The organism is Gordonia malaquae NBRC 108250, from assembly GCF_000344135.1.
GTDB lineage: Bacteria > Actinomycetota > Actinomycetes > Mycobacteriales > Mycobacteriaceae > Gordonia > Gordonia malaquae.
On the sequence record NZ_BAOP01000004.1, the window covers coordinates 52,579 to 74,335 of the forward strand.

At 66.2% G+C, this 21,757-nt stretch carries 19 protein-coding genes; 2 read left to right on the top strand and 17 right to left on the bottom strand.

The features are described from left to right. Positions 1-64: 64 nt before the first annotated feature. The 5 genes from ilvA to lspA form a co-directional block, all read right to left on the bottom strand. Positions 65-1,456, bottom strand: a complete 1,392-nt coding sequence (ilvA, locus tag GM1_RS03610) for a threonine ammonia-lyase IlvA (protein WP_008376714.1) — start codon at positions 1,454-1,456, stop codon at positions 65-67. Next, positions 1,413-1,679, bottom strand: a complete 267-nt coding sequence (locus GM1_RS03615; RefSeq protein ID WP_008376716.1) for a hypothetical protein — start codon at positions 1,677-1,679, stop codon at positions 1,413-1,415. Before GM1_RS03615 ends, ilvA begins: the two co-directional genes overlap by 44 nt. Positions 1,680-1,757: 78 nt before the next feature. Further along, positions 1,758-5,291, bottom strand: coding sequence for a DNA polymerase III subunit alpha (dnaE, locus tag GM1_RS03620; protein WP_008376718.1), 3,534 nt, complete (start codon positions 5,289-5,291; stop codon positions 1,758-1,760). Positions 5,292-5,403: 112 nt separating this feature from the next. Further along, complete coding sequence (locus tag GM1_RS03625; RefSeq protein ID WP_008376720.1) at positions 5,404-6,330, bottom strand: RluA family pseudouridine synthase; 927 nt, start codon at positions 6,328-6,330, stop codon at positions 5,404-5,406. Continuing rightward, positions 6,323-6,919, bottom strand: coding sequence for a signal peptidase II (gene lspA / locus GM1_RS03630; RefSeq protein ID WP_008376723.1), 597 nt, complete (start codon positions 6,917-6,919; stop codon positions 6,323-6,325). Before lspA ends, GM1_RS03625 begins: the two co-directional genes overlap by 8 nt. 42 nt (positions 6,920-6,961) lie before the next feature. Between lspA and GM1_RS03635 the strand changes: the two genes are divergently transcribed. Continuing rightward, positions 6,962-7,966: a hypothetical protein gene (locus GM1_RS03635; RefSeq protein WP_157435786.1), complete on the top strand. Its 1,005-nt coding sequence runs from the start codon at positions 6,962-6,964 to the stop codon at positions 7,964-7,966. Between the two features lie 76 nt (positions 7,967-8,042). Here GM1_RS03635 and GM1_RS03640 read toward each other — a convergent pair whose 3' ends face one another. Next, complete coding sequence (locus tag GM1_RS03640; protein WP_008376725.1) at positions 8,043-8,615, bottom strand: WKL family lipoprotein; 573 nt, start codon at positions 8,613-8,615, stop codon at positions 8,043-8,045. 179 nt (positions 8,616-8,794) lie between these two features. On the opposite strand from GM1_RS03640, the gene GM1_RS03645 reads away from it, so the two are divergent. Continuing rightward, positions 8,795-9,733 carry an asparaginase gene (locus GM1_RS03645; protein ID WP_040519438.1) on the top strand — a complete coding sequence of 313 codons (939 nt, stop codon included), beginning with the start codon at positions 8,795-8,797 and terminating at the stop codon, positions 9,731-9,733. On the opposite strand, the gene GM1_RS03650 is transcribed toward GM1_RS03645, so the two are convergent. The 11 genes from GM1_RS03650 to ftsZ all read right to left on the bottom strand — a co-directional run bounded on the left by GM1_RS03650 (position 9,691) and on the right by ftsZ (position 21,624). Continuing rightward, positions 9,691-11,034 (bottom strand): DNA polymerase IV, encoded by a 1,344-nt coding sequence (locus tag GM1_RS03650; RefSeq protein ID WP_052005312.1) that lies wholly within the window; start codon positions 11,032-11,034, stop codon positions 9,691-9,693. The two genes, GM1_RS03645 and GM1_RS03650, sit on opposite strands and share 43 nt — an antisense overlap. A 38-nt stretch (positions 11,035-11,072) precedes the next feature. After that, positions 11,073-11,252: a hypothetical protein gene (locus GM1_RS03655; RefSeq protein WP_008376730.1), complete on the bottom strand. Its 180-nt coding sequence runs from the start codon at positions 11,250-11,252 to the stop codon at positions 11,073-11,075. Positions 11,253-11,358: 106 nt separating this feature from the next. After that, the gene (locus GM1_RS03660; protein ID WP_008376732.1) at positions 11,359-12,123 is read right to left on the bottom strand and encodes an SGNH/GDSL hydrolase family protein; all 765 of its coding nucleotides are present in this window, start codon (positions 12,121-12,123) and stop codon (positions 11,359-11,361) included. A gap of 128 nt (positions 12,124-12,251) precedes the next feature. Next, positions 12,252-15,446 carry an isoleucine--tRNA ligase gene (gene ileS / locus GM1_RS03665; RefSeq protein WP_008376733.1) on the bottom strand — a complete coding sequence of 1,065 codons (3,195 nt, stop codon included), beginning with the start codon at positions 15,444-15,446 and terminating at the stop codon, positions 12,252-12,254. Positions 15,447-15,671: 225 nt separating this feature from the next. Next, the gene (locus GM1_RS03670) at positions 15,672-16,475 is read right to left on the bottom strand and encodes a hypothetical protein (RefSeq protein ID WP_008376734.1); all 804 of its coding nucleotides are present in this window, start codon (positions 16,473-16,475) and stop codon (positions 15,672-15,674) included. A gap of 45 nt (positions 16,476-16,520) precedes the next feature. Then, positions 16,521-17,303 carry a DivIVA-like cell division protein Wag31 gene (gene wag31 / locus GM1_RS03675; protein WP_008376735.1) on the bottom strand — a complete coding sequence of 261 codons (783 nt, stop codon included), beginning with the start codon at positions 17,301-17,303 and terminating at the stop codon, positions 16,521-16,523. Between the two features lie 461 nt (positions 17,304-17,764). Continuing rightward, positions 17,765-18,067, bottom strand: a complete 303-nt coding sequence (locus GM1_RS03680; protein WP_008376736.1) for a YggT family protein — start codon at positions 18,065-18,067, stop codon at positions 17,765-17,767. A 93-nt stretch (positions 18,068-18,160) separates the two neighbouring features. Then, positions 18,161-18,922, bottom strand: coding sequence for a cell division protein SepF (locus GM1_RS03685; protein ID WP_008376738.1), 762 nt, complete (start codon positions 18,920-18,922; stop codon positions 18,161-18,163). 82 nt (positions 18,923-19,004) lie between these two features. After that, positions 19,005-19,736, bottom strand: coding sequence for a YggS family pyridoxal phosphate-dependent enzyme (locus GM1_RS03690; protein WP_008376740.1), 732 nt, complete (start codon positions 19,734-19,736; stop codon positions 19,005-19,007). Beyond that, positions 19,733-20,464 (bottom strand): peptidoglycan editing factor PgeF, encoded by a 732-nt coding sequence (pgeF, locus tag GM1_RS03695; RefSeq protein ID WP_008376741.1) that lies wholly within the window; start codon positions 20,462-20,464, stop codon positions 19,733-19,735. The genes GM1_RS03690 and pgeF overlap by 4 nt, the downstream gene beginning before the upstream one ends. Positions 20,465-20,466: 2 nt before the next feature. Continuing rightward, on the bottom strand, positions 20,467-21,624 hold the full coding sequence (ftsZ, locus tag GM1_RS03700) for a cell division protein FtsZ (RefSeq protein ID WP_008376743.1): 1,158 nt from the start codon (positions 21,622-21,624) through the stop codon (positions 20,467-20,469). Positions 21,625-21,757 lie beyond the last annotated feature (133 nt).

Sequence of the window (21,757 nt, forward strand, 5' to 3'; positions counted from 1 at the left end):
ACCGGTCGCGTGGCGAAATGGTCATCGTCGGTACAATCCGCCCGACTCTCACGGCGAGAGGACCTCAGGTGAGATAGCGGTATGCGGGAGTTCCCGGTTCGAGGCGCTCCACGTCGAGACGTGAGTGCGCCATTCGACGTTCGAGTCCCTCGAGGCCCGAGGGGGCGCCGAGTTCGATGCCGACGAGCGCGGCACCGGTGTCACGGTTGTTCCGCTTCACATACTCGAAGAGCGTGATGTCGTCGTCCGGCCCGAGCACATCATCGAGGAACCTGCGCAACGCGCCCGGCTCCTGTGGGAAATTCACCAGGAAGTAGTGCTTGAGGCCACGATGAACCAGTGAACGCTCGATGATCTCTCCGTACCGGGAGACGTCGTTGTTGCCCCCGGACACCAGGGAGACGACTCGCGCACCGGGCGCGATCGGAAGGTCGGCCAGCGCTGCAGTGGCGAGTGCACCGGCAGGCTCGGCGATGATCCCCTCGTTCTGGTACAGCTCCAGCATCGTCGAACAGATGGCGCCCTCGTCGACGTGGGTGAGCGTCACACTGCCCGGTGCGAGATCGATCTCGTCGGCGTCGATCACCGGCGCCGCAGGCGCGTCAGTGATGGCGGCGAGGACCGGGTGGGCCACGACCCGCGCACCGGCAGCCGCCATCACTGCGTGGCCGAGGGCGCCGATCCGCTTGACCGAGGCACCGTCGACGAACGGATCGATCGTGTCGAGCGTGTAGGGCGCGCCGTTGACGAGCGCCGCTGCGAGCGACACCGCACCCGCGGGCTCCACACCGACGATCGCCACCGTGGGGTGCGCCGACCGAAGGTACGTGACGATTCCCGCCATGCACCCCGCTCCACCGACGGGGAGGACCACCACGTCCGGCGGTCCGTCGAGCTGGTCGAGGATCTCGCGGCCGATCGTGCCTTGGCCCGACGCCGTGCGCGCGTCGTCGAATGCATGGATCCAGGTGGCGCCGGTCCGCATCACGTCCGACTGCGCAGCAGCCGCGGCGGCGTCGTACGTCTCCCCCACCGGGATCAACTCGACAAATCCGTTGCCATGCCAGACGATGCGGTCACGCTTCTGCTTCGGGGTGGTGGTGGGCACGTAGATCCGGCCGTGGACTTTCATCGTCGCGCATGCGAACGCGACACCCTGTGCGTGGTTGCCTGCGCTCGCGGCGACGACACCTGCCGCCAACTCCGTCTCGGACAGCTGCGCCATCACGTTGTACGCACCGCGAATCTTGTAGGACCGGACGGTCTGCAGGTCTTCGCGCTTGAGATGGATCTGCGCACCATAGTCGCGCGAGAGGCGCGGGCATGCGTCGAGAGGAGTGTTCGAGACGACACCCTCCAGTCGCGCCGCGGCAGCGTCGATACTGCTCGGCGTCAGACCGGGAACGGGCGGCTCAGAACTCTCGACTGCTGTCGGCGGCGTACTCACGCCGTCCATCGTCCCACCGTCGGCCGTACCAGGCGTAGCCGCCCCACCACGCTGTGACCGCCGCCGCTGCGGCCATCCAGGCGGCGACGACCATCGTGCCGCCGAACACCATCACGGACACACCCGCGAGCACTCCGCACAGCACCGCGAGCAGCTTGTTCAGCGGCCAGCTCACGCCTGCGACGTCGACGGTCGGCATCAACCGGGTCGCCTCACGAATCAGGGTGGTCATATAACGACTATAGCGCATCCTGATCAAGAGTTTCGGGTGCCCGAAACATGATGTGTCGCACACCCGGCAGATGGAGCGTCAGGTGAGGCAGCTGGGTCCGAGGAGGGCCTTCAGGTCGCCCATCAACGCCGACGTCGGATTCACCCGAAGTGCGTCGGTGAGCCGCAGCTGCGTCTGCTTGCGGTCGCTGACCAGCGTCACGTGAACGTCGGACGTGCCGGGATGCCGGACCAGGACCTGTTTGAGCGCACCGATCCGATCCGGTGTGCACCTGTTCGCGGCCAGCGTCAGCATCAGCGGCTTCGACGTCCCGACCGCGGTGAGGTCCGGAACGGCGAGATCGTTGGCACTGATCATCAACGAGTCGTCACGCTTGTTGACACGCGCCCGGACGAGGACGATGTTGTCCTGCACCAAGTCCATGCCGTACGCCGTGAAGGCCCGCGGAAAAAAGTAGACCTCGGCGCCACCGACCATGTCTTCGATCGTGACGGCAGCCCACGGTTCGCCCTTCTTGTTCACTCGACGCGTGACAGACGAGATGATGCCGCCGATCGTGATCTGCGCACCGTCGGAGATGTTGCCTTCCAGCAGCGAGGTGATCGACGTGTCGGTCTGCGCGGAGATCGCGTGTTCGACTCCGGCGAGGGGATGCCCGGACACGTACAGGCCGAGCATGTCGCGTTCGAGCGCGAGCTTGTGCTTGTTGTCCCACTCCTCGTCTGGAACCTTGACGGCGAACACGTCGCCGACGTCCTCGATGTCGGAGCCTCCGAAGAGATCGAACTGCCCCATCGCCTCGGCCTTCTTGGTCCCGAGGACCGAGTCGACGGCGTCGGCATGCACCAGGAACAGCCCCTTGCGCGGATGTTCCATGGAGTCGAACGCACCCGCCTTGACCAGCGATTCGGTCACCTTCTTGGTACAGGCCACCACATCGATCTTGCCGAGATAGTCCGAGAAGTTCGTGTACGCGCCCTTGCTCTCGCGAGTCGCGATGATCGAGGCCACCACACCCGACCCGACGTTGCGGATCGCGGCGAGACCGAAGCGGATGTCCTCCCCGACGGCGGCGAAGTCGGCGCGCGACTCGTTCACATCCGGCGGAAGGACGGTGATGCCCATCTTCCGGCAGTCCGCCAGGTAGATCGCAGCCTTGTCCTTGTCGTCGCCGACGGACGTGAGCAGGCCGGCCATGTATTCGGCCGGGTAATTCGCCTTGAGGTACGCGGTCCAGAACGAGACGAGACCATAGCCCGCCGCGTGCGACTTGTTGAATGCGTAACCCGCGAACGGGAGGACGGTGTCCCACAGGGCGGTGATCGCCGCCTGCGAGAAGCCGTTCTTCTTCATCCCCTCCGCGAAGCCGTCGTAGGCCTCGTCGAGGATCTCCTTCTTCTTCTTGCCCATCGCGCGTCGCAGGAGGTCGGCCTCGCCGAGCGAGTACCCGGCCACCTTCTGCGCGATCTGCATGATCTGTTCCTGGTAGACGATCAGACCGAACGTCTCCGAGAGGATCTCCTTGAGCGGTTCCTCCAGCTCGGGGTGAATCGGCTTGATGTCCTGCAGGCCGTTCTTGCGTTTGGCGTAATCGGTGTGCGCGTTCACACCCATCGGACCCGGTCGGTACAGCGCGAGAACAGCGACGATGTCTTCGAAGCCCGTCGGCTGCATCAGCTTGAGGAGTTCGCGCATGGCCGCACCGTCGAGCTGGAACACGCCGAGCGTGTCGCCGCGCGCGAGCAGTTCGTAGGTGGCCGGGTCTTCCAGCGGAAGCTTGTCGAGGTCGAGGTCAATTCCGCGGTTCGTCTTGATGTTCTCGATGGCGTCGCCGATGACCGTCAGGTTGCGCAGACCGAGGAAGTCCATCTTCAGTAGACCGATGGCCTCACACGACGGGTAGTCCCACCCGGTGATGATCGCGCCGTCCTGCGCACGCTTCCACACCGGAATCGCGTCGGTGAGCGGCTCGCTCGACATGATGACGGCACACGCGTGGACGCCGGCGTTGCGGATCAGCCCCTCGAGGCCGAGCGCGGTGTCGTAGATGCGCTTGACGTCGGGATCGGTGTCGATGAGGGTCCGGACCTCGGCCGCTTCACCGAAGCGCTCATGATTCGGATCGGTGATGCCGGCAACCGAGATGTCCTTGGCCATGATGGGCGGCGGCAGCGCCTTCGTGATGCGGTCGGCGATCGCGAAGCCCGGCTGCCCGAACTGAACGCGCGCCGAGTCCTTGATCGCGGCCTTCGTCTTGATCGTTCCGAAGGTGATGACCTGAGCGACCTTGTCGTTGCCCCACTTCTGCGACGCGTAGACGATCATCTCGCCGCGGCGGCGATCGTCGAAGTCGATGTCGATATCGGGCATCGACACGCGTTCAGGGTTCAGGAAGCGCTCGAAGAGCAGCCCGTGCGGGATCGGATCGATGTTCGTGATTCCCAAGGCCCATGCGACGAGTGACCCTGCCGCGCTGCCTCGGCCGGGGCCGACGCGGATCCCGACTTCGAGCGCGTGTTTGATGAGGTCGCCGACCACCAGGAAGTAGGCGGGGAAACCCATCTGGTTGATCACGCGGAGCTCGTACTCGGCACGTTCGGTGTAGTTCGTCGGCACCGTCTGTCCGGTGAACCGGCGATCGAGGCCTGCCATCACCTCGTGCGACAGCCACGACTCCTGCGTGTATCCCTCCGGCACGGGGAAGATCGGCATCCGGTCACGGTGCGTGAACACCCCTTGGTAGGACGTGACGCGCTCACCGATCTCGACGGTGTTGTCGCAGCCGCCGGGCACCTGGTGGTCCCACAGCTCGCGCATCTCGTCCGCCGACTTCAGGTAGTACCCGTCGCCGTCGAACTTGAATCGGGTCGGGTCCGACAGCGTCTTTCCCGTCTGCACGCAGAGAAGCGCTTCGTGCGAGGTCGCCTGCTCGCGAGTCACGTAGTGGCAGTCGTTCGTCACGATCGGCTTGATGCCGAGCTTGCGGCCGATGTCGAGCAGGCCCGAGCGCACGCGAGACTCGATCTCGAGGCCGTGTTCCATCAGCTCGAGGTAGAAGTTCTCCTTGCCGAAGATGTCCTGCCATTTCGCCGCGGCCTCGAGCGCCTCCTGCTCGTGGCCGAGACGCAGGCGGGTCTGGACCTCACCGGACGGGCATCCGGTCGTCGCGATGATGCCCTTGGCGTGTGCAGCGATGATCTCGGCGTCCATGCGCGACCACTTGCCGAGCTGCCCTTCCAGAGAAGCCAATGACGACAGCTTGAACAGGTTCCGGAGGCCGTCCTCGTTCTCGGCGACCATCGTCATGTGCGTGTAGGCGCCCGAACCGGAGACGTCGTCGCTCTTCTGGTCCCGTGTGCCCCACAGGACGCGCTTGGTGTTGAAGCGATTGTCCGGCGCGATGTACGCCTCGATGCCGATGATCGGCTTGATGTCGTGCTTGCGAGCGGCGTTGTAGAACTCGGACGCCCCGAACATGTTGCCGTGGTCGGTCATGCCGATCGCGGTCATCCCCAAGCGTTTGGCCTCCGCGAAGAGCGGTGACACCTTGGCTGCACCATCCAACATCGAGTACTCGGTGTGGTTGTGCAGATGGACGAACGACCCCGACACGTGCGGCTCCCCTGATCAGATTCGGCTTCGAATGACACCACTGTATGCGCCCGGTACGACACCACCGGTCCCGCACACGCGGGTGTGACGGATGAGGCGCGCTGCCCGGCTGTCAGACGTCTCGCAAGACGTCCAGAGCGTGTTGCAGATCATCGGGGTAGTCGGTCGTGAACTGCACACGACGACCGTCCGCGGGATGCGCGAACGCCAACGATCGAGCATGCAGCCACTGCCGCTCCAGGCCGAGGCGTTCGGCCAGCTTCGGGTCCGCACCGTATGTCGGGTCACCCGCGCACGGATGGTGCAGGGCCGAGAAGTGCACGCGGATCTGGTGGGTGCGGCCGGTCTCCAGATGCACGTCGAGCAGCGACGCGGCCGCGAACATCTCGAGCGTCTCGTAGTGCGTCGTCGACGGCTTGCCGTTCGCGGTGACGGCGAACCGCCAGTCCGAACCCGGGTGGCGGCCGATCGGCGCCTCGATGGTGCCTTCCGGCGGATCCAGGTGGCCCTGCACGAGCGCGTGGTACACCTTCTCCACCGTGCGGTACTTGAACGCTCGCTTGAGCAGGGTGTAGGCGCGTTCGGACGCCGCCACCACCATGATCCCGGACGTTCCGACGTCGAGGCGGTGGACGATGCCCTGCCGCTCCTGCGCACCTGACGTCGAGATGCGGAACCCCGCCGCGGCCAGCGCCCCGATCACCGTCGGGCCGGTCCACCCCTGCGACGGGTGGGCGGCGACGCCCGGCGGCTTGTTGACGACGACGATGTCCGAGTCGTGGTAGATCACGTCGAGGTCTTCCACCGGTGTCGGCTCGATCGTCAGGGGACGCTCCGGTTCGGGGAGCGTCACGTCGAGCCAGGCCCCGGCCACCAGCTTGTGCGCCTTGTCGACTGCGACGCCGCCCACGGTGATGTCACCGGCGTCGGCGAGACCGGCCGCAACGGTCCGGGACAGTCCGAGCAGACGCGCGACTCCCGCATCCGTCCGCATGCCGTGCAACCCGTCGGGCACGGGCATCGCTCGTGAGTCACGCATGGTTGTCGGTCTCCTCATCGGTGCTGTCGGCCTCAGTCGGATCAGTCTCCGCCGGGTCGGGGTCGTTGCGAGCCGCCCACCCCGTTCGGGTGCCGTCGTAGTCGTAGCCGAGCAGTGTCAGGACTACGAGGAGGATCGCGCCGCACACGACGGCGGAGTCGGCCACGTTGAACGTCGGCCACCAGTCGCCGACCTTGATGAAGTCGACGACGTGGCCGCGCAACGGCCCGGGCGAGCGGAACATGCGGTCGGTCAGGTTGCCGAGCGCACCGCCCAGGACCATGCCGAGTCCGATCACCCAGCCCGTCGAGACGAGTTTCGACGAGTACCGGATGATCCCGAGGACCACGGCGAGCGCGACGAACGTGAGCACCCACGTGTAGCCGGTCGCCATCGAGAACGCCGCACCGCTGTTGCGGATCAGCGTGAACGTGACGAAGTCGCCGATGACCTCCATCGGCTCGTAGGGCGTCAGAAACGCGACGACGAGGACCTTCGTCAGCAGATCCAGCAGGTAGACGGTCACCGCGATGGCGGCGAGCAGAGTGACGGTCCGGGCGACGCTGCGCCCGGGCACGGTTTGCTTCATGCATCGATTGTCCCTCATCGGCCGACCACTACTCTCGTGGGCGTGACTGTTCCGCATCGAGACGCCACCGACCCTCCCCGTTCGTCGACCCCGCGACGCCGCACCGTCGTCGCGCTCGCGGTGCTTCCATTGAGCGCCACGATCGCGCTGACCGGCTGTTCGTCCGACGACTCCGGCGGGACATCCGACTCCGGTCCATGTGCGGAATCGTCGAGCGTGGACCGCGCCGGGGTGCGACCGATCCCGGTCTCCGCAGCCACCGTGACTGTCGTCGACCCGGGGTCCGGCACTCCGCAGCCGCTGACGCCCGCACCGGACACCGCTCGCGCGCAGAAGGTGACGTTGACGACGGACTCGTTGGAAGCCAGCATCGCGCCGGATGCGCAGAACAAGCAGCAGGTGCAGCGAACGCAGCAGAACCTCACGACGCCGATCACGGCTCGAGTGGCGTGCGACGATCCGTCGAACCTCGAGTTCACGATCGGCACGCCGACCACCCTCGACGATGCTCTGACTCCGGAACTGGGCGCGATATCCGGTTCGGCCGGAGGGGTCACCTTCGCGCCCGGCCTCAATCCGCAGATGCTGAGGCTGCTCCCCAACGACGACTCGTCGTCGCCTGCGAGGAGTGCAGTCGAGCAGTCGTTCACCGGGGCGTTCGATCAGTCGATCCCACTGCCGACGGAGCCCGTCGGCGTCGGCGCGCGGTGGGAGTCGGTTCGCACGATCGCCTCGGCCGCCACCATTCGCCGCACCACAACGGTAACGCTCAAGGCGCGCGTCGGATCTGTGCTGACCTTGGCGGTGACCGTCGACGAGACGCCGGTGGACTCGGTGTTCCGCATCCCGGGGTCGGCCCAGACGCTGACCATCGACCGCTACGCGATGTCGGGGTCCGGCGAGGTGACCGTCGACCTGACGAAGATGCTGCCGACTGGGGGGAAGATCGTCACCAAGGGTGCGCGTCAGCTCTCCGGAGACGCTGGAGCCCCTCCGCTGCTCCAGCAGAACGAGTACACCGTCTCGTGGAGTCCGGCGGCCCCCTGACTCTCACGTCGAGACCCGCTGAAACGCACAAATGCCCCCGCCGAACGGCGGGGGCATTCGTGTCAGCAGGCCGGACTCAGTTGGTCGACTTCGCCTTCTTCTTCGACGACGGCGTGTCGCTCGCGCACAGCGGCGACTTGGTGTCGCTCATCGCGAGCAGCGAGCACACGGTGTCCTTCGACAGCTTCCAGCGGCCGTTGTCGAAGACGATCGATGCGTCGATCGGGTTCGCCGGGTTGCCTGGAATCTTGACGAGGACCTTCACCTTGGCCTTCTTCGGACCGTTCTTGGTGACCGGAGCCTTGATCCGGTAGGTGACCTTCGGGTTGTCCTTCTTCGCCTTGACCAGCTTGTCGAAGATCGACGGATCCTTCTCGGAGCCTTCGATGAGGTCGACCTTCTCCGATGCCTTGATCTTCGGATCAAGGGCGGTCGTCAGCATGTCGTTGAGCGCGGCGACGCTCGGCACCTTGCTCGCGTTGGTCATTTCCGCTTCGGTGCCGGTCGCCTCGGTGCTGGTCGAGGCGGCGGCCGACGAACTGGTCGAGGTGGGCACGGGCGGCACGCCGGAGTCGTCGGAGCCGCACGCGGCGGTGGTGGCGACAGCAGCGGCCACCACGGCAACGGCCACGAAATTGCGAATCTTCAAGAGTTCAATCCTCACGTCATGTTCCGCCCTGGCCGACTGTCGAGCCCGAGCACACATCCACTATGCCAAAAGGCGGCGGCGGCACGCATCCGATCATTCGCGACACATCCGCCACTTCCGTCCCGTCCGCTACCGATGACCAGCGCACACGCCCCGCCAGAAAGTGCAACAATCGGCCCATGAACGCATGCCGGGTTGTGATGATCACCACCGGCGGGACGGCCGCGTCCCGCACGACGGACGACGGAGCGGTGCCCGTACTGACCGCAGCGGACCTCGTCCCGACGGTCTCCGACGACATCACTGTGATCCCCGTCGAGTTGATGGCTGTCGACTCGTCCGCGATGACCGTCCGTGAGCAGTTCGCCGTGGTCCGCGCGATCGCCGACGCCCTCGACGACCCGGAAGTGACCGGAGTCGTCGTCACACACGGGACCGACACACTCGAGGAGACCGCCTACCTGGCCGACCTCTTCGCAGCTGATCCACGAACGGTCGTGTTCACCGGCGCGCAGTATCCGGCCGATCACCCGGAGTCCGACGGCCCGGCGAACATCACGACGGCCGTCACCGCCGCCGCCGATCCGCAGTATCGCGGGCGCGGTGTGCTGGTCGCACTAGGCGGGACGATCCTGAACGCCCGTGGAGTGTTCAAACGCTCGACCACCGACATTCGGGCCTTCGACACGGTGAATGCCGACCTCCCGCGCCCCTTGGTCGCCGAAGCCCTCCCGGACCGGCTCCGCGCGCGTGTGGATCTCATCGCGCTGTACCCGGGAGTCTCACCGGGGACCATCGCCGCGGCGGTTGAACAGCGCGCGTCCGGCATCGTCCTGTCGGCGACCGGGTCGGGCAACACACACCCCGACATCACCGCCCAGGTGAGCCTCGCCGTGCAGCGCGACGTTGTCGTCGTCGTCTCGACCCGTGTCCCGTTCGGCACGGTCGAACCGACCTACGGCGGAGGGGGCGGCGGGGTCGATCTCAACCGGGCCGGCGCGATCTTCTCCCCATGGCTCCGGGCGCCGCAAGCCCGGATGGCGCTGCTCGCGCTGCTGTCGGTCGGAGCGGACCGTCAGCGGGTGTCCGAGTTCTTCGCCGCGTCGTCGCCGTCCTGATCCCACCCGAGGCTGTCGAGCGGATCAGCCCTGGTCAGGCCGGACGCTGCCAGCCGGAAGTTCCGGGTGCGCCCCGGGCCGGTCTCACGTGTCTCGAAGCGCACTGTCACGAACCCGTGTCCACCGCCCTGCACCCAGCCGTGCCCATGGTCGGGATGTCGGACATCGGTGCCGGTCGGCAGGTCGTCGTCTCGATCCGGCCCTCGGGGGATCTGCACCCCGCGCGGCACGTCCACCGGGTCTGTGCCGGCAGTCGGGTCAGCGTCGAGTTCGGGGAAGAGCGAGTCCTGTCGGACGTCGGTGAGCCCCGCGTACCCGACGCCGACGAGACGGATGGGACCGATCTCCGACGGATCGAGCATCACCTTCAACGCGGCGTTCGTGAGGACGTCGAGGTCGGTCGTCGCGGCGTGCAAGGTGGACGAGCGGGTCAGCACGGACATGTCGCTCCGCCGAAGCTTCACCACAACCGTTCGCGCACCTCGACCGTCGTCGATCAGCCTGCGATGCGCATCGGCTGCGGCAGCCAGTACCGCAGCGCGCAGACCGACGAGGTCGATGATGTCGGTGGCGAAGGTCGATTCTGCACTGATCTGCTTCGCGCTGGCGCGTTCGGCGACTGGTCGATGATCGATCCCTTTGGCGAGTTGATGCAGGGCGGGGCCGACGGTGCCGCCGAGCACGGAGGCGACTTCGGCGTCCGACATCGCGGCTAGGTCTCCGATCGTCTCCACGCCCAGGCGCGCGAGACGGTCGCCGGACACCGGCCCGATCCCCCACAGTTTCCGGACCGGGAGTTCCTGCAGGAACTCGAGTTGACGACTCGGTTCGATCACTCGAAGGCCGTCGGGTTTCGCCAATCCGGACGCGATCTTCGCGATCTGTTTGCCGGTCCCGAATCCGACGGAGGCCGCCAGTCCCGTTGTGTCACGTATCGCAGCCCGCATGCTGCGGGCGAAGTCCGCAGCGTCGTCGACGGTGGCCCCCTGCAGCTCCGTCGGCTCCCCGAACGCCTCGTCGAACGACAACGTCTCGATGACGGGCGCGAACTCTCGGACGATGCCGAACACTCGCGCGCTGACGACGCGGTACACGTCGATACGCGGCGGCAGAACCACGGCGGACTGTCCGACGAGACGCCGCGCTTGATGCATCGGCATGGCGGAACGCGCGCCGAACGCTCGGGCTTCGTAACTGGCGCCTGCGACGACACCGCGTCCACCGCTTCCGCCGACGAGGACTGGACGCCCAGCGAGCGTCGGCCGGGTCAGTTGTTCCACCGAGGCGAAAAACGCGTCCATGTCGATGTGGAACACCCACCGCGAGCTGCGTTCTGCGGTCACCGTTCGCGGCAGAGTGCCAGGACGCGCGGATCGGTCGACGTGAAGCGGTCGACCTCTTCCCCACCGTCGCACCGCAGCAGTGAGATCGTCACCGAGTCGGCCCGTAGCGCCGCGACCGACCACTGCGCGCCCGCGTCTTCCCAACGCTGCAATCGTTCCAGGTCGTCGGTGAGCATGTCTGAAGAGTTTAGTCCTCCTCCGACTGAGCCGAATCCTCCCCGCTCCTCAAGCGAGCGGCACCATTGGACGCAGGCTCGCTCGGGAGCAGGAATCGGTCGTGTACTACTGCGGTGGGACGGACCAGTCCGGATACTTCGGCGCGAGGGTGTCCCCACTCGACACACCACGAAGGCGGCGGCCCAGCCATGGTCCGGCGAAACCGGTGACCCAGGTCAGGGCCTGGCGCGCCTGCTCGGCGGTACTCAGCTCTGGCAGCGGTGCCAGTTCGAGCGTCTGGAGGTCGTGGTCCACACCGAGCGCGTCGAGGACCGCCATCGCCATTCGCTGGTGCCCGGCGGCCGACATGTGCAATCGGTCGAAGCTCCAGAGGCGGACGTCGTCGTAGTCGCGGAGTCGCCAGTAGTCGACGAGCACTGCGTCATGACGGTCGGCGATCTCCCGCATCGCTTCCGCCAGAATCGCGAACCGCCCGCGCAAGGCCCGGAATCCCGCGGCCGCACCCGGATCGTGAGGCGTGAACAGCACAACTGTCGCACCCGTCGCCGTGAGGCGACCTATCGCGTCGTCATACACAGCAGCGAGGGCGGTGATGTCTACCGATGGGCGCAGCAGGTCATTGCCTCCAGCGTGGATCGTGACGAGGTCCGGACCGAGCGCGATCGCCGCGTCGACCTGTTCCTCGACGATCGGCACGAGCTTGCGACCACGGATCGCCAGATTCACGTACCGCGTGTCCGACTGCGCAGTGTGAAGCGCGGTCGCGACTCGGTCCGCCCATCCCCGGACACCGTTCGGAAGGGCCGGATCAACATCTCCGACACCTTCGGTGAAGGAGTCTCCGAGCGCCGCATATCGCAGATAAGTCACCGTGCCAGCGTACCGACGTGGATTCGAGCACCAGGATCGGGCGATCGCTGCTGAAACTCGTCGATTCATCGGCCTCCGACGGCATAGTGCCGTCGGAGGCCGATGATCAGACGGATCTCAGAATGCGGTCAGGCCTTCGCGACGTCGACGGAGACGCCGTCGTTGAGCTCGATCGCCGCAGCGGCGCCGATCTCGACGTCGAACGACGTCGCGAGGACTTCGCCTGCGATCATCGCAGCGTGAGTTCTGGCGGTGTCCACCCGATCCTCCGGCACCACGAGCCGGACGACGATGCGGTCCGAGATCTCCAGACCGAGGTTCCGTCGGGCATCCTGCAGTTCACGAACGCGGTCCTTGGCCCAGCCCTCCGCTTCGAGCTCCGGGGTGACGGCGGTGTCGAGCACCACGAGTCCGGCGCCGCTCGGCAACTCTGCCGTCGAGTCCGGCGATGCCGCGACGAGCTTGCGGGAGAACTCCTCTCCCCGCAGTTCGATGCCGTCGGCGACGACGATCTGCTCACCGGTCTCCGCGCTGGTCGCGAACTCCCAGTTCCCCGACTTGACCGCCTTGATGGCCCGTTGGACCTCCTTGCCGATGCGGGGTCCGGCCGCGCGAGCGTTGACCGCCACCTCGACCTTGCCGAACGAGTCGACGTCGGTCGACAGGTCGACCTTCTTCACGTTCATCTCGTCCGCGATCAGGTCCGCGTACGGCGCCATCAATTCAGCGGTCGGGGACGCGACAGTCAGACCGGGCAGCGGCAGACGCACGCGCAGCTTGTTCGCCTTGCGGACGCTCGAGGCGACCGAGCAGACCGACTGGATCTCGTCCATCGCCGCGACGAGATCGGCGTCGGCGGGCAGTTCGCCTTCGGCGGGCCAATCCGTCAGGTGCACCGAGCGCTCCCCGGTGAGACCGCGCCACATGGCCTCGGTCGCCAACGGCAGGAGCGGCGCAGCCAGGCGGCCCGCCACCTCAAGCACCGTGTACAGCGTGTCGAACGCGTCGGCATCGGAGTCCTGGCCCGCCCAGAAACGTGCCCGCGAACGTCGGACGTACCAGTTGGTGAGCGACCCGCAGAACTCGCGGAAGCTCTCGCAGGCGCCCGCGATGTCGTAGACGTCCAGGGCTTCGGTCATCTCGTCCCGCGTCGCCGCAAGCTTGGCGAGGATGTAGCGGTCGAGGACGTTCTCCGAGTCCGTGCGCCACGTGGCCTGACGATCCGCGTACAACTGCAGGAAGCTGTAGGCGTTCCACATCGGGAGCAGCGCCTGGCGGACGCCCTCGCGGATGCCGCGCTCGGTGACGACCAGATTGCCGCCGCGCAGGATCGGCGACGCCATCAGGAACCAGCGCATCGCGTCGGAACCGTCGCGGTCGAACACTTCGTTGACGTCCGGGTAGTTGCGCTTGGACTTGCTCATCTTCTGACCGTCGTCGCCCAGCACGATGCCGTGAGCGGCGACGGTCTTGAACGCCGGACGGTCGAACAGTGCGGTCGCGAGAACGTGCAGGTTGTAGAACCATCCGCGCGTCTGACCGTTGTACTCGACGATGAAGTCACCCGGGTTGTGCGGAAGGATCCCCTTCTCGACCGAACCGTCGAACCAGTCGGTGTTCTCGAAGGGATAGTGCGCCTGCGCGAACGGCATCGAGCCCGACTCGAACCAGCAGTCGAGGACCTCGGGGACACGGCGCATCGTCGACCGTCCCGACGGGTCGTCGGGGTTCGGTCGAGTCAGTTCGTCGATGTACGGCCGATGCATGTTCGTCGGTCGAACGCCGAAGTCGGCCTCGAGCTCGTCCAGGCTGCCGTACACGTCGACACGGGGGAACTCCGGGTCGTCGGACACCCACACCGGGATCGGTGCGCCCCAGAATCGGTTGCGACTGATGTTCCAGTCCTTGGCGCCCTCGAGCCATTTGCCGAACTGGCCGTCGCGGATGTGCGACGGCGACCAGGTGATCTCCTGGTTCAGCTCCAACATCCGCGCCTTGATCGGCTGGACGGCCACGAACCACGACGGGACGGCCATGTAGATCAGCGGCTTGCCCGACCGCCACGAGTGCGGGTACGAGTGCTCGATCGTCTCGTGCCGGAGGATCCGGCCGGTTTCTTTGAGGTCCTTGATGATGACGGGGTTCGCGTCGAACACCATCAGACCCTCGTACGGCGGGACCTGCGAGGTGAACTTGCCACCCGGATCGAGAGGCTGCACCACCTCGATGCCGTTGGCGGTCGCGCAGTCCATGTCCTCCTCACCGAATGCGGGAGCGAGGTGGACGATGCCGGTGCCGCTGTCGGTGGTCACATAGTCCGCGAGCAGAACGCGGTGGGAGTTCGGGTGTCCTGCGAAGAAGTCGAACGGCGGCGTGTAGGTCAGATCCGCGAGTTCGCGTCCGACGTGCGTGCCGATCGTCTCCACCTCGCCGAGTTCCTTGGCGTACGCCCCGACCAGGGCCGTGGCCAGCAGATAGTCGACGCCCTCCGCTGTGCGGACATGGGAGTACTCGACGTCCGGATGAACGGCGATCGCGAGGTTCGACGGCAGGGTCCAGGGTGTCGTCGTCCAGATCAGGGCGTTGACACCGTCGAGCGGCGAACCCGGAGCGGTGAGCGGCATGGTGACGGTCACGGCCGGATCCTGGCGCATCCGGTAGGCGTCGTCGAGCTTCGCCTCCTGATTCGACAGCGGGGTCTGCTCGTACCACGAGTACGGCAGCACACGATAGCCCTGGTACACCAGCCCCTTGTCGTGCAGCCGCTTGAACGCCCACATGACCGACTCCATGAAGTCGAGATCGAGCGTCTTGTAGTCGTTGTCGAAGTCCACCCAGCGGGCCTGGCGGGTCACGTAGTCACGCCATTCGCCGGTGTACCGCAGAACCGAGTCGCGGCAGTAGTCGTTGAACTTCTCGACGCCCATGGTCTCGATCTCCGACTTGTCGGTGATCCCCAACTGACGCTCGGCTTCGAGTTCGGCCGGCAGGCCGTGCGTGTCCCAGCCGAAGCGCCGGTCGACCTTCTTGCCTCGCATGGTCTGGTAACGCGGGACCACGTCCTTGACGTAGCCGGTCAGCAGGTGACCGTAGTGCGGCAGACCGTTGGCGAAGGGCGGACCGTCGTAGAAGACGAACTCGGGAGCGTCGTCGCGGTTGGCGATCGACGCCTTGAAGGTGTCGTCCGACGCCCAGAAGTCCAGCACCCGCTGCTCGACGTCCGGAAACGACGGAGCACCGCGACCGGTGCCGCCCGTCAGGTCGACGATCGGGTACACCGGTGCGGTGCTCGTGGTGTCAGTGTCGGGGGCGTTGTCGCTCACCAGTGTCTCCTCGTGCCAGTGCTGACATGTCAGCGTGTCTCGGCACGGGGACGCTCACCTATGCGATGCGCGCGGTACCACCCCGCTTGCGCCGCACCGTAATGCGACGCCTCTCGAATCTACGGCTGTGACGGGCCTACCCGTCCGGTTCTACTGGGGCGCACGCGCCTGTTCTTCCGGATGCTCCCCGGTGATGGCCGGATCATCGCTTGATCGTGACGGAGTCTACCCGTTGCGCGGTTCGCCGGTCGAGTCGGCGTCGCCCGGCTCGTCGCCGTACACGAGCTTCATCGCGGGCAGCGACGGATCAGGTGTGTTGACGACGACAGAGTCCGATTCGCCCTCCACGCGGCGACGACGCCCGACGTACCCGGAGTCGGTGTTGATCTGCGGCTGACCGCCGGTGATCGGGTCCGACGTCTCGAGCGGTTGAGGGTTCGGCTGATACGACTGGACAGCCGGAATACGGCCCGTCTGGGATGCGGCCGGGAACTGCCCCGTGACCGATCGAATGTAATCGTTCGCATCGCCGGTCTCGGCTTCGACAGGCTGCTGGCCGGTGTCGAAACGCGGCTGCTCGCCGGTGTCGAACCGAGGCTGCTGGCCGGTGTCGAAACGTGGTTGCTGGCCGGTGTCGAAAGTCGGCAGGCGACCCGAGTCGATCGGCTTCTCCAACGGAACCGGACTTCCGTGCGCCTCCGGGGAGACGATCGAACCCAGTCCGGAGGCCTCCGGCTCGGGGTCGGCGTCCCACGACGGCGTGCGGTCTGCGACGGGCTCCTCAACGTCGTCGTCCGCGAGCGGCTCCGCGCGTGAGGACGACTCGCGTCCGCGGATGGTGAACAACGGTTCGTCGTCGACGCCCGTCCCTCCGCGCTTGCCCGCCCGGATGGTGTCGATGAGGAGCACGGCCAGGCCGACCACGCACACGACGATGCATGCGATGGCGAGCGCGAAGTTCGAGCTCACGAGAGCGAACACGAGAAGGCCGAAACCGACGAGAGTCAGCGCTACGGCGATTGTCAGCACGAGCGAGGTCCTCTCGTCGGTTCAGCGTTCGAAGGTGCGGTCACGCTAGTTCTGCGGGTAGCCGCCGTCAAAACCCTGCGGCGCCTGGGTCGAGTCGGCCGGTGCGGCACTGCCTCGCTGCTGCAGCTCTTCCAGCTGCGACTCGAGGTAGGTCTTCAGGCGGGTCCGGTACTCGCGCTCGAAGGTCTTGAGCTGCTCGATGCGACCCTCCAGCACGCCACGCTGCTGGTTGATGGTCGACATGATCTCGGTGTGCTTTTGCTCGGCGTCGCGCTGGAGGAAGTCTGCACGCTCTTGCGCCTGGCGGACCTGAGCCTCGGCACGGGTCTGCGCATCGGCGAGAAGCGCCTCACTGCGCTGACGGGCGTCGGCGAGCGTCGCGTCGGCGTTGCCCTGCGCTTCGTTCACCATGAACTCGCTGCGCTGGCGCGCGTCGGTCAACAGACTGTCCGCCTCGGCACGAGCAGAACCGGTCACTCGGTCAGCAGTGTCCTGAGCGAGGGCGAGAACGCGTGCGGCGCGACCGTGCGCCTCCTCGTCGTTGACGACGGGAGCGGCAGCGACAGGAGCGGGCTCGGGGACCGGCGCGGGCGCCGGAGCCGAGAACGCCTGGGTACGGTCGGCGCCACCCTTGGCACGGGCCTCCGCCAGTTCGGTCTCGAGTTCGGAGACGCGCTGCTTGAGGTCGTTGTTCTCGTCGATCAACCGTGCAAGCTCCGCCTCGGCGAAGTCGAGGAACTGGTCGACCTCGTCCTCGTTGTAGCCACGCTTACCGATCGGCGGTTTGCTGAACGCCACGTTGTGCACATCAGCCGGTGTCAGCCGCATTTCGGTTCCCCTTTTACATCTCACTCGAATCCGGTCGGCTTCGAGTCCGTATGTCCTGCGTCGAGTACATGCAGTCCGCGTGAGCGAACACGTTCGATGCGACGGAGTTTCCATCGCAATTCCATTAATACCAGTACCACTACGTCACTAGCGTGTCATCTCGTCACTCCAGGACCAAGTTTCATCCACAGGCTCTACCCGTTCGAAATACAATCTCGATCGTTTTGTCATCCGCCACGCGCCACTGCACCGATCAGTGCGACGCAGGGGGCCTGACCGCTCCAAAGCCCACGTCAGAGACCTTCGAGGATGCTCGACCCGGCCGCCCCGGCACTCGGGGCGGCATCACGTTCGTGTGATCTGCATTCCACTGCCCCCGGTTACCGCCACGCCCGGTGAATCAGTATTTCCTATTCAACAGAGAACGGGAACAATTGTTCGACAGCTCCGACTCGGTCGATCTAGAGTCCCGATGCGACCGCGAAATGCTGAGTCACCTGCATGCCGATCGCGACCAGAATCAGGATGATCATGAGGGACAGGTCCAGACGCACAGCGCCGAGATTGAGCGGCGGAATCAGCCGGCGCAGAAGCTTGACGGGCGGATCGGTCAGCATGAACACGACCTCGATGATCACCACCGACGGCCCCTTGGGTCGCCAACGACGCGCGAACGACTGCACCATCTCCACCACGAGCCTGCCGAGCAGGAGCAACGTGTAGACGAACAGCGCGAAATAGAGGATCCACAGAAACGATGTCACCTGTCAATCGTGCCTGATGTCAGACGACAACGCCGCGTCGACCCGCCGGAGGAGGCGGTTCGACGCGGCGTGGGCGTCAGGGCGAGAGGTCGCTCAGGACTGGTTGGAGAATCCCGTCTCGGCGATCCGTCGACGCTGTTCGGGACTCACGTCGATGCCCGCAGGCGAGAGCAGGAACACCTTGGTGGCGACCTTCTCGAGCGAGCCGCGCACCGCGAAGGCGAGCCCAGCAGCGAAGTCCACCAGTCGCTTGGCATCGTCGTTGCTCATGTCGGCGAGGTCGATGATGACCGGATTGCCGTCACGGTAGCGCTCACCGATGGTTCGGGCCTCCGAGTAGTCGGCGGGACGCAGCGTCGTGATCTTGGCCGCGGTGTCGGCGACGGCATCGACGTCCATGCGGGGCTCCGGCGCAATGGCATTCGCTCCGCGCACCTGCAGACCCGACGGCCGCTCGAGGGGTTCGAGGCGCGACCGGACCGGCGCCTCATCGGCGAGGCGGCGCGGGGCCTCCGCGCGGCGTGCCGCGACATACGGACGCTCCGAGCGCGGGGCGTAGCCGCGCGAGCCCTCGAAGCGACCGCCGTCGTGCATGACGGGTTCACGCAGTCCTGCATCGGCGTACTCGGGTTCACGGTAGCCCGCGTCGCGGTACTCGCCTCGGAACTCCGACGCGCGGTAGTCGTCGTCCTCGTAGAAGGGCTCCTCGCGCAGCGAGTTCGAACGGTACTTCTCCATGTACGTCCGCTCACGAGCGCTGGGCTCGCCGTCGGACGGACCGTCGAAGTAGTCGTCGTCGTACTCGTTCGGAGGCACCATGCCGAAATATGCCTTGAACTTCTGCATCGTCGTCATCGGAAGCCTTTCTCGAGATGCGCGTGATCCGTGTGGAAGTTGTTGCCAGTTGGTCCAGGTGGTTCTGTTGGGACCAATGTGACTAGAGAGAGAGTATCGGTCGTGGACCCATGATCGCAGTTCCGACACGCACACACGTCGATCCGGCTGCAATCGCCTCTTCGAGATCACCTGACATGCCGGCCGAGAACTCTCGAGCCTCCGGATGCGAGACGATGAAGCGCTCCCGCACCGCCGCTGCCTGCTGCATTGCGGCTCCGGCCTCGATGTCGAGCGGCGCGATCACCATGAGGCCCTCCAAGCTCAGCGCATCATGGGAGGCGACGCGATCCGCGGCGTCTGCGAGATCCGCCTCGACGAGGCCACCACGTGAGGGGTCACCGTCGAGGCTCAACTGCAGCAGCACACCGAGAGGCGAGGTGCGTTCACCCTCATCGCGGCACCGAGCCGCGGCACCGCCGAAGGCGTCGATCAAGTCCAGCGAGTCGACCGAATGCACTCGACGCGCCCATCGCGCGACCGACCGTGCCTTCTTACGCTGCACCGTGCCGATCATGTCGGCGTCGAACGAGACGTCAGGACGCGCAGCGGACACCTCGGCCAGTTTGCGGCCGGCCTCCGGTTCACGCGACTCCCCCACCTCGCGCACACCCAGGTCGAGCAGATGCACAACGTCCGACGCCGGGAAGAACTTGGTGACGACAAGGAGCGTGACGTCACCGTCGGCGCGTCCCGCAGCACGGGTAGCGTCTGCCACCCGCGTCTGCGCCGCGCTCAGTGCCGCCGACAGCGCGTCACGTCGGGAATCCGTCACTCGCGCCCCTGTGCGGCGGAGGAGTCCATCCAGACGACCGATGCGATGCGTCCGGTCGGTGCTCCGCGTCGGTGACTGAACAGTGACAGGTCGTCGATCGTGCAGCGCGGATCGACGGCCACGCCTCCGACACCGGCATCGAGCAGTTGGCGACGAATACCTGCACGCAGATCGAGTCCCGCGGTTCCCTTGCTGGTGCGGCACGCGCTGCCGGGGAGGTGCTTCTCCACGTCGGCCTGCATCGCACTGGGCACCTCGTAGCGATCACCACTGGCGGCGGGCCCGAGGAACGCGCCGATTCGATCGGCCCTGGCCCCGAGATCCATCATCGCCTCGAGCACGACGGGCACGATGCCGATCCGAGCGCCGACGCGCCCGGCGTGGACGGCGGCGATCACGCCGGCCTCGTCATCGCTGAGCAGGATCGGCACGCAGTCGGCGGTGAGCACAGCGAGTGCCAGATCGGTTCGCGACGTGACGAGCGCGTCGGTCACCGGAACCGGCTCGGCGACAGGTCCGTCGACGACGGTCACGGTACGACTGTGGACCTGCTCCATCCAGACCACCCGATCCGGACCCACACCCAGATCGCGGGCCAGGCGCGCCCGATTCTCCGCGACTGCGGCGGGATCGTCGCCCACGTGGTCGCCCAGGTTGAACGAGTCGTACGGCGACTGCGAGACCCCACCGGCCCGCGTGGTCACGGCACGACGGACCGTGTATGCCACGGTCACTTCATGAAGTCGGGAACGTCGACGTCATCGTCGTCGAAGCGCAGCGAGTTTCGGCGCGGAGCCGGGTCGCCGAACGGGTTGCCCGGCTTCTCCCGCTCGCTGCCGAACAGCGGATCCTTCGCCGCCGGGGTCGCGACCTCGCCGGAACTCGCGGCGGCCACCTGGCTCCGGTTCGACACCGCAGGCGCATCGACCTTCTTGCGCGGCGTTCCACCGTCGAAACCGGCCGCGATCACGGTCACGCGCACCTCGTCGCCGAGGTTGTCGTCGATCACGGTGCCGAAGATGATGTTCGCCTCTTCGTGCGCGGCCTCCTGGACCTGCGACGCGGCATCGTTGATCTCGAACAGGCCGAGGTCGCTGCCGCCTGCGATCGAGATCAGAACACCACGCGCGCCCTCCATCGACGCCTCGAGCAGTGGCGAGTTGATCGCGGCCTGAGCCGCCTTGCTCGCACGACCGTCGCCCCGCGCGGCGCCGATTCCCATGAGCGCACTGCCGGCATCGCTCATGACGCCCTTCACGTCAGCGAAGTCGACATTGATCAGGCCGGGCGTGGTGATCAGGTCGGTGATGCCCTGGACACCGTTGAGGAGCACCTCGTCGGCGCTGCGGAACGCGTCCATCAGCGACAGGTTGGAGTCGCCGAGCTGCAGGAGACGATCGTTCGGAATGACGATCAGCGTGTCGCACGACTCCCGCAGAGCAGTGATGCCGGCATCTGCCTGCCCACCGCGGCGCTTGCCCTCGAACGAGAACGGGCGCGTGACCACGCCGACGGTCAACGCGCCGAGCTTGCGAGAGATCGACGCGACGACGGGTGCGCCACCGGTGCCGGTGCCGCCTCCCTCACCTGCGGTCACGAAGACCATGTCCGCACCCTTGAGCAGCTCTTCGATCTCGTCACGCGCGTCTTCGGCGGCCGCACGACCCACTTCGGGGTTCGCGCCTGCGCCGAGGCCACGGGTCGAGTCGCGGCCGATGTCGAGCTTGACGTCGGCGTCGGAGATCAGGAGCGCCTGAGCGTCGGTGTTGATGGCGATGAACTCAACACCCTTGAGACCCTGCTCGATCATCCGGTTGACGGCATTGACACCACCGCCGCCGATGCCGACGACCTTGATGACAGCCAGGTAGTTGTGGGGTGGCGTCATGATGCCTTTCCTAGTCCTGAATTCAAACCCTAAAGCTAAACCAAAGGGTTATAGTTATGTCAAGTACGTAACGCTTGATGACAACGGTATTGATTGCGTACAGATGTGCCGGGTAAGGCACGTGGGCGTGTCG

Excerpts from the sequence above, each read along its gene's own strand:
- ilvA (WP_008376714.1), bottom strand. The coding sequence starts at position 1,456 with ATGGACGGCGTGAGTACGCCGCCGACAGCAGTCGAGAGTTCTGAGCCG.
- GM1_RS03615 (WP_008376716.1), bottom strand. The coding sequence starts at position 1,679 with ATGACCACCCTGATTCGTGAGGCGACCCGGTTGATGCCGACCGTCGAC.
- GM1_RS03625 (WP_008376720.1), bottom strand. The coding sequence starts at position 6,330 with ATGCGTGACTCACGAGCGATGCCCGTGCCCGACGGGTTGCACGGCATG.
- lspA (WP_008376723.1), bottom strand. The coding sequence starts at position 6,919 with ATGAAGCAAACCGTGCCCGGGCGCAGCGTCGCCCGGACCGTCACTCTG.
- GM1_RS03645 (WP_040519438.1), top strand. The coding sequence starts at position 8,795 with ATGAACGCATGCCGGGTTGTGATGATCACCACCGGCGGGACGGCCGCG.
- GM1_RS03650 (WP_052005312.1), bottom strand. The coding sequence starts at position 11,034 with ATGGACGCGTTTTTCGCCTCGGTGGAACAACTGACCCGGCCGACGCTC.
- GM1_RS03655 (WP_008376730.1), bottom strand. The coding sequence starts at position 11,252 with ATGCTCACCGACGACCTGGAACGATTGCAGCGTTGGGAAGACGCGGGC.
- wag31 (WP_008376735.1), bottom strand. The coding sequence starts at position 17,303 with ATGCGGCTGACACCGGCTGATGTGCACAACGTGGCGTTCAGCAAACCG.
- GM1_RS03685 (WP_008376738.1), bottom strand. The coding sequence starts at position 18,922 with ATGACGACGATGCAGAAGTTCAAGGCATATTTCGGCATGGTGCCTCCG.
- ftsZ (WP_008376743.1), bottom strand. The coding sequence starts at position 21,624 with ATGACGCCACCCCACAACTACCTGGCTGTCATCAAGGTCGTCGGCATC.